The sequence below is a fragment of the Streptomyces curacoi genome (assembly GCF_001513975.1).
Classification (GTDB): domain Bacteria; phylum Actinomycetota; class Actinomycetes; order Streptomycetales; family Streptomycetaceae; genus Streptomyces; species Streptomyces curacoi.
The window spans coordinates 1,252,343-1,266,825 of record NZ_KQ947984.1; the positions used below are offsets into that span (position 1 = coordinate 1,252,343).

The 14,483-nt window shown below is 73.5% G+C and carries 7 protein-coding genes; all 7 read right to left on the reverse strand.

Annotation, left to right across the window (positions count from 1 at the left end; translation table 11 throughout):
- Nucleotides 1–70: 70 nt before the first annotated feature.
- Nucleotides 71–574 (reverse strand): YbaK/EbsC family protein, encoded by a 504-nt coding sequence (locus tag AQI70_RS05475; protein ID WP_004001186.1) that lies wholly within the window; start codon nucleotides 572–574, stop codon nucleotides 71–73.
- The gene (locus tag AQI70_RS05480; RefSeq protein WP_062144831.1) at nucleotides 571–1,689 is read right to left on the reverse strand and encodes a branched-chain amino acid aminotransferase; all 1,119 of its coding nucleotides are present in this window, start codon (nucleotides 1,687–1,689) and stop codon (nucleotides 571–573) included. Before AQI70_RS05480 ends, AQI70_RS05475 begins: the two co-directional genes overlap by 4 nt.
- Nucleotides 1,690–1,737: 48 nt before the next feature.
- Nucleotides 1,738–2,124, reverse strand: a complete 387-nt coding sequence (locus AQI70_RS05485) for a nuclear transport factor 2 family protein (RefSeq protein ID WP_004001184.1) — start codon at nucleotides 2,122–2,124, stop codon at nucleotides 1,738–1,740.
- Nucleotides 2,121–3,104: a TauD/TfdA family dioxygenase gene (locus tag AQI70_RS05490; RefSeq protein ID WP_244181452.1), complete on the reverse strand. Its 984-nt coding sequence runs from the start codon at nucleotides 3,102–3,104 to the stop codon at nucleotides 2,121–2,123. Before AQI70_RS05490 ends, AQI70_RS05485 begins: the two co-directional genes overlap by 4 nt.
- 70 nt (nucleotides 3,105–3,174) lie before the next feature.
- The gene (locus AQI70_RS05495; RefSeq protein WP_004001182.1) at nucleotides 3,175–3,384 is read right to left on the reverse strand and encodes an MbtH family protein; all 210 of its coding nucleotides are present in this window, start codon (nucleotides 3,382–3,384) and stop codon (nucleotides 3,175–3,177) included.
- Between the two features lie 52 nt (nucleotides 3,385–3,436).
- Nucleotides 3,437–11,320 (reverse strand): non-ribosomal peptide synthetase, encoded by a 7,884-nt coding sequence (locus AQI70_RS05500; RefSeq protein WP_062144837.1) that lies wholly within the window; start codon nucleotides 11,318–11,320, stop codon nucleotides 3,437–3,439.
- 86 nt (nucleotides 11,321–11,406) lie between these two features.
- A partial coding sequence (locus tag AQI70_RS05505) for a non-ribosomal peptide synthetase (RefSeq protein WP_159042613.1) occupies nucleotides 11,407–14,483 on the reverse strand: 3,077 nt, incomplete at its 5' end.

Genomic DNA, 14,483 nt, shown 5'->3' on the forward strand with positions numbered 1-14,483 from the left:
TGGTGATGGTTCTTCTGACAGATGTGGTGTGACAGGTGTCGTGCGGCACCGCTCGGTGCCGCGTGAGCCGCTATTCGGTGATCGACGCGACGGTGGGGTTCGCCAGCGCCCGGTAGTCCTCGGCGCGCAGGGCGACGGAGAGGTCGAGGCGGGCGGCGTTGAAGTAGAGGGTGGGTTCGCGCAGCAGGGCCGGGTCGGCCAGCACGTCGAGGTCCCCGTGCAGGGCGAGCGGGATGATGCTTCCGCTGACGCTGCCGGCCAGTTCCTCGGCCAGGGCGCGATCGGTGAAGCGCGCCTTGCGCCCTCCGTACAGCCGGGCCACCCGGGACAGGGCCACGCGCCGGTCCCCGGGTACGACCGCGAGGACGTGCCGGTCGGGGCGGTCGCCGCCCGGCACGGTGACGACCATGGACTTCGCCGCGGCCGACAGGGCGTGCCCGCGCAGCTCGCTCGCCCGGTCCGTACGGCCCTCGGCCGCGTGCGCCAGCAGTGCGTAGCCGACGCCGGAGGCGTCGAGCAGCCCGAGGAGCCGTTCGGACAGCGAGGGCCCGGTGGAGACCCCGGAGCCGCTCACACCGCACCCGCCGGCGCGGGGACGGTGCCGGGCACCGCACGCAGCCAGCCCCGGCGGTCGGGCACGGCTCCGCGCTGGATGGCGAACAGTTCGCGCGACAGCCGTGCCGTCACCGCTCCCATGGTGCCCTCGCCGACGGTCCAGGACGTCTCCGCGGTGCACACCTCGTTGACCGGGCTGACGCGGGCGGCCGTTCCGCAGGCGAAGACCTCGGTGATCTCGCCGGCCTCACATCCCTTGCGCCACTCCTCCAGGCTCACCGGTGCCTCGGCGACGGGCAGGCCGAGTTCGGGTGCGAGCCGCAGGATGCTGTCGCGGGTGACGCCCGGCAGGATGGTGCCGCCCAGCGGGGGTGTGACCAGGCGGGCGTCGTCCCCCGTGCCGAACACGAAGAACAGGTTCATGCCGCCCATTTCCTCGACCCAGCGGTGCTCGGCCGCGTCCAGCCAGACCACCTGGTCGCAGCCGTGCGCGCGGGCGGTCTCCTGGGCGAGCAGTCCGGCCGCGTAGTTGCCGGCGCACTTGGCCGCTCCGGTGCCGCCGGGTGCGGCGCGGCTGAACTCCTCGGTGACCCACACCCGGACCGGGCGCTGCGCCCGCCCGAAGTAGCCCTCGGTGACGCAGGCCAGGAGCAGATAGCGGTACTCGTGGGCCGGACGCAGCGCCAGTGTCGCCTCGCTCGCGAAGACCACGGGGCGCAGGTACAGGCTCATGTCGGGGTCGTCGGGCAGCCATGCCTGGTCCTGGGCCACCAGGGCGTCGACACTTTCGAGGAAGAGCTCCTCGGGCAGTTCGGGCACCATCAGCCGACGGGCGGACTCCCGCAGCCGGCGGGCGTGGTCCTCGGGGCGGAAGACGGCGAGCGAGCCGTCTTCGGTGCGGAACGCCTTGAGCCCCTCGAACACCACCTGCCCGTAGTGCAGTCCGACGGTGGCGGGGTCGAGCGACAGGGGGGCGTACGGCTCCAGCCGCGCGTCGTGCCAGCCGTGCGTGGTGTCGTGGCGGGCGGACACCATGTGCTCGGTCAGCACCGTGCCGAAGGCGGGCGCGGCGGTGCGCCGGGCCCGTTCGTCGGCCGGCAGCGGCCGGGCCGCCGGATTCCTGACGAGTTTCACAACGGACTCCTCGGTGGCGGGTCGTGGCGCCGCGGGACGCGGCGCGGGTCAGACCAGCGGGGTGTGGAAGTAGGTGTCCCGGCGGACGAAGCGCCGGTCCGTGTCGAGCACGAACACGTCGGCGAACTCCAGCGAGACATGGCGGCCGTCCTTGAGGTCGCCCTCGAACGCGCCGGTGACGGCGACCTTGCGGCCGTCGGCGACCACGGTGTCCAGGGTGTGCCGCCCGCGTTCGATGACACGCTCGCCGCGGTAGAAGGACTCCAGCCCGGCGTGGCCGCGGATCGGCGGGTAGCCGGGGCGGCGGTAGACGGCCTCGTCGGCGAAGAGGCTGACCAGGCCGGGCACGTCGGAGGCGTCCACCAGCCGGTAGTACTCGCGCACCCGGGCGACGGCGTCGCGCTCGCCCGGCGGATCGCGGTGTTCGGCGGTCACCGGTCGTCACCTCCCTTGCCGGCCATGGCCACCAGGGTCTGGCGCTGCCCGGTGTAGGGCCTGCGGCCGTGCGAGACGAGCAGGTTGTTGACCATCAGCAGGTCGCCCCGCTCCCAGGGGAAGGCGTGGACGCACTTCTCCAGGGCGGCGCGGATCAGGTCCATGTCCTCGTCGGTGATGGGCGTGCCGTCGCCGTAGTAGGCGGAGCGCGGCATGTCCTCCTCGTCGAACATCTCGCTGAGCGCCTCGCGGGTGGCCGGCGGCAGGTTCGAGGTGTGGAAGAGGTGGGCCTGGTTGAACCAGCTCTCCCGGCCGCTGACCGGGTCGGTGACCAGGGCGGGCCTGCGGTGCCGGGTGCGCAGCCCGTCGTCGGTCCAGGTGTACTCGATGCCGTGTTCCCGGCAGTACTCCTCGACCTGGTGGCGGTCCTCCGTCTGGAAGGACTCCTGCCAGGTCAGGCCCATGCCCTCGCGGTAGGCGCGGGTGTAGAGGACGCCCTTGTCCCGGAAGCGGGCCACCAGGTCGGCGGGGAGCTCGTCCACCACCGACCGGCTGTCCGCCAGCGGGGTCTCGCCGCCGGTCTCGGCGGGCACGGTCGAGGCGAAGAACAGCCACAGCGGGTAGCCGGCCGAGTAGGCGCTCTCGTTGTGCTGGACGATGGTCTGGTTCGCCGGGTACTCGGTGGAGGTGTAGACGTTGCCGCTGACCTGGCTGCGCGGGGTGGACCGCTCGGTGTAGGTCAGCAGTTCGCCGCCGACGGCCGCGGCGACCGCGTTCAGCGTCTCGGCGTCGTACACGGCGCGCCGGACGAGCACGGCGCCGTGCACGGCGAGGATCTCCATCAGCCGGGCCCGGTGGTCGGTGGCCCAGCGCACCGCGTCCAGGTCGCCGGTGTCGGGTTCGTAGACCGCCAGCGCGGTCAGGGAGGTGCCGTCCAGCCGTCCTCGGCAGTCACCGAGCACGGCGGGCGGCGCGGGCACGGGCCCGTTCATTGCCGTCCTGCCTTTCGTCTCGAAGGGTCGGGCTCAGGGGTCGCGGACCGGGGCGCGGTCAGGAACCCATCGCCTCGATCAGGCTCTTGGGCCGCATGTCCGTCCAGTGCTCGTTGACGTAGTCCAGGCACTCCTGGCGCGGGGCCGGGCCGAAGACGGCCTCCCAGCCGGCCGGCACGTCGGCGAAGTCCGGCCACAGGGAGTGCTGGCCCTCGGCGTTGACCAGCACGCGGTAGGAGGCGTCGTCGTTCTCGAAGGGGTTCGTCATGAGGGCCTCTCCTCAGGGCTGTTCGTCGGTTGGGGGGAAAGTCGGGGCGCTGTCACCGGCCGGCGGTGAGCGCGCGCAGCTCCGCCGTCAGGCGGGTGGCGAACCGGGCGATGGTCTCCGCGTCGTGCAGGTCGCGTGAGTAGCGCACGGCGATGCGGAGCCGGCCGTCCGCCACGGCCGCCGTGACGTCGAGCAGGTGGGGGCGCGGCAGGGAGCCGCCGTGCTGGTGGTCCGCCGCGGCGACCGACCGGACGAGCGAGCCGCCCGGCGTGCGGTCGCCGGAGTCGAACCGGCCGAGGTAGTTGAAGAGGATCCGGGGTGGGCTCGCGGGGGCCAGCTCCTGGACGCCGCGCAGGTGGCGCAGGACGCCGTAGCCGAGGCCGCGGCCGGGGACCGCGCGCACCTGGCGGGCCACGGCGCGCAGTCTGCTCCGTGCGTCACCCTCCGCCGGGACGGTCAGATGCAGCGGGTGGAGCACGGTGAACCAGCCGACGGTGCGCGACAGATCCGTCTCGCCGACGGCCTCGTCACGGCCGTGGCCCTCCAGGTCGAGGGTGACGCCGCCGGGGCCCGCCCAGGACTGGACCGCCGCGCCCAGCGCGGTGAGGAGGATTTCCTCGGTCCGGACCCGGTAGCGGCCCGGAACGGTACGGAGAACGGATTCCGTCTCCGCCTCGTCGAGTTCCACCGTGTATTCCGCCTCGGACGCTACCAGATTTTCTCCGGTCCTATCCAGGGGTATTTCCGGGAATTCACGGGAGACGGTCTCCCGCCAATACGGAATTTCCTCTTCCCAGGCCCCCGTTGCGGCTCGCGAGGACAATTCCGCGACCCATTCCGGGAACGTGGTCCCGACCGGCTCCAGTTGAATCTCCCGGCCTGCCGCGCGCTGTTCGCAGGCGGTGACGAAATCGTCCACGAGAATGCGGAGCGAAACCGCGTCGACGACGAGGTGGTGCATCACCAGCAGCAGCGTGGAGGGATTTCGCTCCCCGCCGTCGAGGAGGACGCAGCGGGCGACCGGGCCCCGTTCCAGGTCGAGGGACTCCTGGGCCCGGACCACCTGCCCGGCGACGGTGTCCTCCCACTGCTCCGGGTCCACCGCACGCAGGTCCTCGCGGTGCACGCGGACCGCCTCGCCCACCGGCGCCACGCTCTGCCGGTGCTGCCCGTCCTGTCCGCCGAACCGCAGCCGCAGGCTGGTGTGGTGGGCCAGCACGGCCTGGGCCGCGGCGGTCACGGTGTCGAGGTCGGCGCCGGGGGCGAGGGTGAGCCGGACGGACATGTTGTAGTGGGAGGCGGCGCCGTAGGAGTCGAAGAACCACTGCTGGACGGGTGACAGCGGCACCGGGCCGCCGTCGGCGGCCTCGTTCTCCTTCGGGCGGGGCGCGTCGTCGGTCTGTGCGGCGCCGTCGACCAGGGCGGCCAGCGCCCGCACCGAGCCGCCGCGGAAGACGTCCTTGGAGGTGAGGGTCACCCCGGCGCGCCGGCAGCGGGCGATGAGCTGGATGCTCAGGATCGAGTCACCGCCCAGCTCGAAGAAGTTGTCGTCGACGGAGACCTGTTCCAGGCCCAGGAGTTCGGCGAAGACGTCGGCGATGACCCGCTCGGTGTCGGTGCTGGGCCGCGCCCAGGACATCTGCGGGGTCCGGGCGGCCTCGGGGTCCGGGAGCGCGGCACGGTCGACCTTGCCGTTGACGGTCAGCGGCAGCGCCTCCAGGACGACGAAGGCGGACGGCACCATGTACTCGGGCAGCACCCGGCCGGCGTGGGCGCGCAGCGCGTCCGCGTCACAGCCGGGGCCGTCGGGGCGTGGCGCGGCGTAGCCGACCAGCCGGCGCCCCGAGGGGCCGTCGGCGGCGACCACGCACACCTGGCCGACGCCGGGGCAGCCGGCCAGGACCGCCTCCACCTCGCCGAGTTCGATGCGGTGGGCGCGGATCTTGACCTGGTCGTCGGTGCGGCCCAGGTACTCCAGCGTCCCGTCCGCCCGGCGGCGTACCAGGTCGCCGGTGCGGTACATGCGGGCGCCCGGCTCACCGAACGGGTCGGCGACGAAGCGGTCCGCGGTCAGCGCGGGGCGCCGCAGATAGCCGCGGGCGAGCTGCTCGCCGGACAGGTAGAGCTCGCCGGGCACCCCGGCCGGGACGGGACGCAGGTACCGGTCGAGGACATGGGCCCGCATGTTCCACGACGGGGTGCCGATGGGTACGGCGCCCGGGGCGTCGGGGTCCGCGGGGGACACGGTGTGCACCACGCAGCCGACGGTCGCCTCGGTGGGGCCGTACTCGTTCACCACGCGGGCTTCGGGGTGGCGGGAGCGCCAGGCGGCCAGCGTCTCCCCCAGCAGCTGCTCGCCGCCGACGACCAGGTCCCCCGCGGCGAGCACCTCATCGGGGAGGGACTCCAGCAGCGGGAGATGGCTCGGGGTGGCCTTGACGAAGGTCGGGGCCGGCCGGCCGGCCCACGGGGCCGGGTCGGTCTCGTCCAGGGCGCCGACGTAGAGGGTGCCGCCGACGGCGAGCGGGGCGAACAGGGTGGTGACGGTCAGGTCGAAGGAGATGGACGAGTGCAGGACCGCGCCGCCCGCGAGGCCGGGGTAGTTGCCCGCGCACCACTCCACGTAGTGGGCGAGGTTGCGCTGGGAGACGACGACGCCCTTGGGGCGGCCGGTGGAGCCGGAGGTGTAGATGACGTACGCGGCGTTCTGGCCGCGCAGCGGTGCCCGCCGGTCCTCGTCGCCGAGGTCGGTGCCGGACAGCGCGGCCAGCCGGCCGAGGGTTTCGGGTGCGTCGAGCGGCACGGTCGGGACCTCGGCCGTCCCGGCCGGGCCGGGCAGGTCCGCGTGCGTGAGCAGGCATACCGGGCGGGCGTCGGCCAGCAGCGTGGCGACGCGTTCCGCCGGGTAGGCCGGGTCGATCGGCAGGTAGGCCGCTCCGGCCTTGTGCACCGCGTACAGGGCGGTCAGCAGGTCGGCGGACCGCGGCAGGCAGACGGCCACCACGTCCTCGGGGCCCACGCCGAGCGACACCAGGTGGCGGGCGAGCCGGTTGGCGCGCTCGTTGAGTTCGGCGTAGGTGAGCTGTCCGCCGTCCCAGACCACGGCGGGCGCGGACGGGGTGCGGGCGGCCTGCCGCTCGAAGCGCTCGGCGGCCGTGGCCGCGCCCACCGGGTGCCGCCGGCCGGTCAGGTCGTGCTCGGCCCGCTCCCGCTCCGCCGGGGTGAGCATGGGCAGCCGGGACAGCGGCTCGTCGTCGGCGGCGCCGTCGAGCGCGTCCGCCAGCGTGGACAGATGGCCGACCAGCCGGCGCACGGTGCTCTCGTCGAACAGCTCGGTGCTGTACTCCACCGAGCCGCACAGGGTGTCTCCCTCCTCCCAGAAGTTGAAGGTGACGTCGAAGAGGGAGAAGTCGCGGGTCAGGGGCTGCTCGGACAGCCGCAGTCCGGGCAGGACCATCGGCTCGTCGGGGGTGTTCTGGAAGGCGACCAGCGCCTGCACGAGCGGCGGCCGGCTCAGGTCCCGTTCGGTGACCACGGCGTCCACCACCCGCTCGAACGGCACGTCGGCGTGCGCGAACGCCTCCAGCACCGTCTCGCGCACCGCCTGCAGCGACTGTCCGAAGGAGGCGGACTCGTCGACCTCGCCGCGCAGGACGAGCGTGTTGACGAAGAAGCCGATCAGCCCCTCCGTCTCGGCCCGGTCGCGTCCGGAGCTGAGGGTGCCCAGCGCGATGTCCCGCTGCCCGGACCAGCGCGCGAGCACCAGCCGGCTCAGCGCCGTCACCGCCATGAACAGGGACGCGCCGTGCGTGCGGGCGGCGCGGGTCAGGGCCGCGGTGGCCTCGGGCGTCAGCCGGAAGGGGTGCAGGGCGCCGGCGTAGCCGCGCACGGCGGGGCGGGGCCGGTCGGTGGGCAGCTCCAAGGGGGGCACGCCGGCCAGGCGGTCCCGCCAGAACGCGAGCTGGCGTTCGAGCTCGGACTGGGTGAGCCGTTCGCGCTGCCACACCGCGTAGTCGGCGTACTGCACCGGCAGCGGCTCCAGACCCGCGTGGTCCAGCACCTCGCGGGCGTCGCGTGCCCCGGTCTCGCGGGCCGCGCCGTACAGCGCCCCGAGTTCCCGGGCCGCCACGCCCATCGACCAGCCGTCGGTGACGATGTGGTGCAGGGTCACGGCGAGGACGTGCTCGTCGGGTGCCAGCCGGACCAGCAGGGTGCGCAGCAGCGGTCCGCGCCGCAGGTCGAAGGGGACGGCGATCTCCTCGCGCAGGACCGCGTCGAGTTTCGCGTCCCGCTGCGCCTCGTCGTCGCCGGTCACGAAGGTGACGCGCAGCCGCACCTCGTACGGGTCACCGACGACCTGCACGGCTTCGCCGTCGATGACGTCGAAGGTGGTGCGCAGCACTTCGTGGCGCAGCACCAGGGCGGACAGCGCGGCCGACAGCGCGCCGGTGTTGAGCTCGCCCGTCAGGCGCAGCACACCGCCCGCGTTGTAGGCGGCGTTGCCGGGCTCGAACTCGTCGAGGAACCACAGCCGGGCCTGGGCGAAGGACAGCGGCAGCCGTCGGTCACGGCCGGCCGGGACGATACGGCCGGTGTGCGCGGCGGCCCGGCCCTCGGCGACCAGCTGGGCGAGGCCGGAGATGGTGGGCCGGTCGAACAGGGCGCGCGCGGACAGCTCGATGCCGAAGGTCTTCCGCACCCGGGAGATCACCTGGATGCTCAGGATCGAGTTGCCGCCCAGCTCGAAGAAGTTGTCGGTGACGCCGACGCCGTCGAGGCCGAGCACCTGGGTCCAGATGCCGGCCAGCACCTCCTCGACCGCGGTGCGGGGCAGGACGCGGGTCGCGGCGGCGGCGAAGGCGGCGGGGTCCGGTGCGGGCAGGGCCTTGCGGTCGACCTTGCGGCTGCTGGTCATGCACAGTTCGTCCAGGGCCACCACGGCGGTCGGCACCATGAAGTCCGGGAGGCTACGGGCGAGCAGTTCCCGCAGTTCGGCGGTGCCGGGCGCGGTGGCGCCGGGCCGTGGGACGACGTAGCCGACGAGCTGCTTGCCGCCGGTGCGGCCCTCCCGGGCGACCGCGACGGCCTGGGCGACGTCCGGGTGCGCGGCGAGCGCCGACTCGACCTCGCCGAGTTCGATGCGGAAGCCGCGGATCTTGACCTGGTCGTCGGTGCGGCCCAGGTACTCGACGACCCCGTCGGCGCTGCGGCGTACCAGGTCGCCGGTGCGGTACATGCGGGAGCCGGGCGGGCCGAAGGGGTCGGCCACGAACCGCTCGGCGGTCAGGGCGGCCCGGTTGAGGTAGCCGCGCGCCAACTGCGGTCCCGCCAGGTGCAGTTCGCCCGGGACGCCGGCGGGCACCGGCCGCAGCAGCCGGTCCAGGACGTACACCCCGGTGTTGTGCACGGGCCGGCCGACCACGGGCCGGTCGCTGAGGTCGAGGCGGCACCACAGGGTGTCGACGGTGGCCTCGGTGGGGCCGTAGAAGTTGTATCCGGTGGTGGTGTCCCCGGCCTCGCGCAGGGTGCGCCACAGGGTCTCGCCGACGGCCTCGCCGCCGAGCATCAGCACCGCCGGCCGGTGCTCACCGGTGAGCAGTCCGGCGGCGACGACCTGCTCGGCGTAGGTGGGGGTGAGGTCGAGCAGGTCGACGCGTTCCTTGCCGACATAGGCGACGATCGCCTCGGGGTCGCGGCGGATCTCGTCGTCCAGGACGTGGAGTTCGTGCCCGGCGACCATCCACAGCAGCCCCTCCCAGGAGGTGTCGAAGGAGAAGACCGCGGTGAGGGCGACGCGGAAGCGGCGTCCGCCGGCCGCCCGCACCTCCGGCTGGATGAACTCCGTCAGGTGGTTGCGGTAGAGGTTGAACAGTCCGGCGTGGTCGGTCAGCACGCCCTTGGGCAGACCGGTGGAGCCGGAGGTGTAGATGAGGTGCGCCGGGTTGGCCGGACGCAGCGGGCGCACCCGGTCGGCGTCCGCGGGGGCGTGGGCCGGGCAGGCGGCGAGGAGTTCCCGGGTGTCCGCGGCGGCGAGGTCGAGGACCGGCACCCGGGCGAGCGCGTCCGCCCGGCCGTCCGTGAGGTCCTGGTGGACCAGGGCCAGGGCGGGCGCCGCGTCCTCGATCATGAAGGCGATGCGGTCCGCGGGCAGATCGAGGTCGAGCGGCAGGTAGGCGGCGCCGGCCTTGAGGACCGCGAGGATGCCGATGACCATGTGCTCGGTGCGGGGCAGGGCGAGCGCGACCAGGTCCTCCGGGCCGATGGAGCGGGCGGCGAGGTGGTGGGCGAGCCGGTTGGCGCGCTCCTCCAGCTCGGCGAAGGTGAGGGAGGTGGTGCCGCAGACGAGCGCCACCTCGTCGGGGGTGCGGGCGGCCTGGGCGGCGAACTCCTCGGGCAGGGTGGTCGTCGGCGCCGGGTGGGCGGCGCCGCTCCAGCCGCGCACGGCCAGGTCGTGTTCCTCGTCGGTGAGCATGGACACCCCGGCCATGGGGCGCTCGGGCTCCCGGGTGAGGCGCTCGGCGAGGATCCGCACATGACGGCAGAGCCGTTCGACGGTGGCCGCGTCGAACAGGTCGGAGTTGTACTGGACGGCTCCCAGCAGGGCGCCGTCCCGCTCCCAGAAGTCGATGTCGATGTCGCACAGCGCCTGGTCGCGTTCGAAGATGTACTCCTCCGACAGCAGGCCGTGCAGGGCCATCGGTTCGGCGGGGGCGTTCTGCAGGGACACCATGGCCTGCGCCAGGGGAGGCCGGCTCAGGTCCCGTTCGGTGACCACGGCGTCCACCACGCGCTCGAACGGCACGTCGGCGTGCGCGAACGCCTCCAGCACCGTCTCGCGCACCGAATCCAGGAACGCCCCGAAGGAGAGCGTCTCGTCGACCTCGGCGCGCAGCACGAGGGTGTTGACGAAGAAGCCGATCAGCCCCTCCGTCTCGGCCCGGTCGCGTCCGGACACCGTGGTGCCGACGGCGATGTCGTGCTGCCCGGACCAGCGGGAGAGCGCCAGTTGGCTGAGCGCGGTGACCGCCATGAACAGCGTGGCGCCGTGGGCGCGGGCCACCTCCGCGAGCCGGCGGGCGGTGTCGGCGGGCAGGGTGAAGCGGTGCTGGGCGCCCGCGGAGGTGCGCACCGCGGGCCGGGGGCGGTCCGTCGGCAGTTCCAGCGGCACGATGCCGTCGAGCTTCGACGTCCAGTACGACAGCCGGCGCTCCAGGGCGGGCCCGGTGAGGGTGGCGCGCTGCCAGGCGGCGAAGTCGGCGTACTGCACGGGCAGGGGCGGCAGCGCGCTGTCGGCGAGCAGCAGGCCGGGGTCGTAGGTGCCGGTCGTGGTGGACCGGTCGTAGAGTCCGGCGAGTTCGCGGCCGAGGACGCCCATGGACCAGCCGTCCGTGATGATGTGGTGCATCGTGATCGCCAGGACGTGCTCCTGGGCGGCCAGCCGGACCAGCAGGGCCCGCAGCAGGGGGCCGCGGCGCAGGTCGAAGGGGCGTGCGGCCTCGGCCCGCAGCAGGTTGGCCAGGACGGTGTCCCGTTCCTCGTCGGCGGGCCCGGGGATCGCGGTCACGGGCACCGGCACGGTGAACGGCTGCCCGATGACCTGGAACCCCTCCCCGTCGACGGCGTCGAAGGTGGTGCGCAGCGACTCGTGCCGGGCGACCAGGGCGGACAGCGCCGCCGCGAGGGCGGCGACGTCGAGGGCGCCGGTGAGGCGCAGCGAGAGGCAGGAGTTGTACTCGGCGCTGCCGGGGTCGAACTCGTCGAGGAACCACAGGCGTTGCTGCGCGTACGACAGGGGCGGTCTGCCGGTCCGCTCCACCGGTTCGATCCGGCCGCCGGCCGCCTGTGCGGTGCCGCCTGCGAGGCGTGCGCGCAGGCTGTCCCGCACATGCTCGGGCAGGGACTCGATCCAGCTCTCGCGGGATGCCGCCGCGTCCATGGGTGTCTCCTCCACGGGGGTTGCGAAGTGCGTTGGGGGGCCTGCCGGGTGTCGCCCGGCAGGCGGTGACGAGGTGTGCCGCGGGGTCAGCCGGTCGGTCCGGTGCCCTCGCCGGGACCGGCGGGCGGGGCGAAGCCCTCGGCCTCGGCGATCACCTGTGCCTCGATGGCGGTCGCCAGGTCGGCGACGGTGGGGTTGTCGAACAGTGCCCGGGCGGGCAGGTCGATGACGAACAGCTCACGGATGCGCGAGATGACCTGGATGCTGCGGATCGAGTCGCCGCCGAGGTCGAAGAAGTTGTCCTCGACGCCGAACCGCTCCACGCCCAGCACTTCGCCCCAGATGCCGGCGAGCAGTTCCTCGGCCGGGGTGCGGGGGGCCACCGTCTGCGGCCGCTCGCCCTGGGCTTCCTCCGGGGAGGGCAGCGCCCGGCGGTCGACCTTGCCGTTGGGGTTGAGCGGGAAGGCGGGCAGGACGACCACGGCAGACGGCACCATGTAGGCCGGCAGCGAGCGGCCGACGGCCTCCTTCAGCTCCTGCGGGGACAGCTCCCGGTCCACGGCGTCCGGTACGACGTAGGCGACCAGCCGCTTGCTGCCGGGCTGGTCCTCGCGGGCCAGCACCAGCGCCTGGGCCACCTCCGGGTGGGCGGCGAGGGCCGCCTCGATCTCGCCCAGTTCGACGCGCAGTCCGCGGATCTTCACCTGGAAGTCGGTGCGGGAGACGAAGTCCAGGTTGCCGTCGGGCAGCCAGCGCACGAGGTCTCCGGTGCGGTACATCCGCTCGCCGGGTGCGCCGTACGGGTCGGCCACGAACCGTTCCGCGGTGATGCCGGGCCGGTTCACATAGCCGCGTCCGAGACCGTCGCCGCAGACGTACAGTTCGCCGGGCACGCCGGTCGGCACCGGGCGCAGCGCGTGGTCGAGCACCCGCAGCCGCGTGCCGGCGATGGGCGTGCCGATCGGCATCGGGCCGGTCCCGCCGTAGTTGCCGTTCACCACGAACAAGGTGGTGAAGACGGTGCCTTCGGTGGGCCCGTACCCGTTGATCATGCGCACGCCCGGCAGTTCGGAGACCACCTTGCGGCAGTGGGCCGGGGAGAGGGTGTCACCGCCGGACATCACCAGCCGCAGTCCGGCCAGCACCTGTACGTCGGTGTCGACGATCTCGTGGAACAGCCCGGCCGTGATCCAGACCGCGGAGACCTCGGCACCCTGCAGGAACTTGCCGAGTTCGACGGCGGACATGGTGCGGGAGGGGCTGACCGCCAGGGCCGCGCCGTTGAGCCAGGCGCTCCAGATCTCCAGCGTTCCGGCGTCGAAGGAGACGGTGGCGAGCTGGCCGACGACGTCCTGTTCGGTCAGGGCGAGCTTCGGGTCGCGGGCCACGCGCAGCACGCCTCGGTGCGGGAGGACGGCTCCCTTGGGGCGGCCGGTGGAGCCGGAGGTGTAGATGACATGGGCCAGGTTGTCCGGGTGGACTGTCACCTCGGGCGCGGACACCGGCCGGGAGGCGATGTCGGCGGCCTCGGCGGGGTCGTCGAGGAGCAGCAGCGTCGCGTCGGTCGGCGGCAGCGCCGTCGCGCACTCGCGGTCGGTGACCACGAGGTCCGCCCCCGAGTCCGTGACCATGAACGCCAGACGGTCGGCCGGGTAGGAGGGGTCGAGCGGCACATAGCCGCCCCCCGCCTTGAGCACGGCCAGCAGGGTCACGAACAGCTCGGCCCGGCGCCCGAGGCAGACGCCCACGCGGGTGTCGGGGCGTACGCCCGCGTCGACGAGCCGGTGGGCCAGGCGGTTGGCCCGCGCGTCGAGTTCGGCGTAGCTGATCTCCCGGCCGTCGACGGCGAGCGCGGTGCGCGCGGGTACCCGGGCGACCTGTTCGGCGAACACGGCCGTGAGGGTCGTGCCGGCGTCACCCAGGGCGCCGCGGCCCCAGTCGTCGAGGAGGCGGCGGTGCTGGTCGGGGTCGACCAGGGTGAGGTTGCCGAGGGTGTGCTCGGGGTCGGCGTGGGCGACGGCGGCGGCCTGCAGGAGCAGGTCGTCGCGCAGCGCCCGCACCGTGTCCTCGTCGAAGACCTCCGGGTCGTAGAGCAGCGTCAGGGTGAGGCTGTCTCCGGTGTAGGCGGCCAGGTTGAGCGGGTAGTTGGTGGCCTCGACCGCCGTGACACCGCTGACCGTAAGGCCGCGGTCGGCTGCCGCGTCGGCGTCGACGGGGTAGTTGGCGAAGACGACCAGGCTGTCGAAGAGGCGCTGGTCGGGGTCGAGTTCGCTCAGTGCCTGGATACGGGTCAGGGGCAGGTAGTCGTAGCGGCGGGCCTGGACCTGGTCCTCCTGCAGGGCCCGCAGCCACTCCACCACGCCGCGGCGGGGGTCGAGGCGGACGCGTACCGGCAGGGAGTTGATGAACAGGCCGATCATGTCCTCGGCGCCCGGCAGGTCCGTGGGCCGGCCGGATGTCGTGGCGCCGAACACCACGTCCTGCCGTCCGCTGCGTCCGGCCAGCATCAGCGCCCACACGCCCTGCACGACCGCGTTCACCGTCAGCCGGTGCCGCCGCGCGAACGACTGGAGTTCGGCGGACAGTTCGGGGGTGAGCTCCACCTCGACCCGCTCGGAGGAACGCGTGTGGCGGGAGTGCTCGACGGGGCGGTCCACGGGCAGCGGCACCGGCTCGTCGAAGTCGGCCAGCGCCGTTCGCCAGTACTCCTCGGCGGCGGGGACGTCCTGCCGCTGGAGCCAGCGTGCCTGGTCGGCCAGCCGGCCGCCGGTGAGGACGGGGAGCCGTTCACCGTCCTGGGCGGTGTGGTGGTCGAGGACGAGGGACAGCACCCGGGCCAGGCTCCACCCGTCCAACAGCACATGGTGGAACGTGAACAACACCCGAACCCGTTCCTCGCCGACCCGGGCCAGCGTCAGCCGCGCCAACGGCACCTGCCGCAGATCCAGCCCCCGCTCCCGGTCCGCCACCACCAGCGCATCCCACCGGGCACCCACATCCTCAGCCCCGGCCCCACGCCAGTCCACCACCTCCACCGGCAACGTCACCGACCGATGCACCACCCGCACCGGCTCCGCAACGCCCTCCCACACCACCCCGACCCGCAACGCCTGCACCGCGTCAACCACCCGCTGCCAGGCCCCCGCGAACGCCTCCACATCCG

Excerpts from the sequence above, each read along its gene's own strand:
- AQI70_RS05495 (WP_004001182.1), bottom strand. The coding sequence starts at position 3,384 with ATGACGAACCCCTTCGAGAACGACGACGCCTCCTACCGCGTGCTGGTC.
- AQI70_RS05500 (WP_062144837.1), bottom strand. The coding sequence starts at position 11,320 with ATGGACGCGGCGGCATCCCGCGAGAGCTGGATCGAGTCCCTGCCCGAG.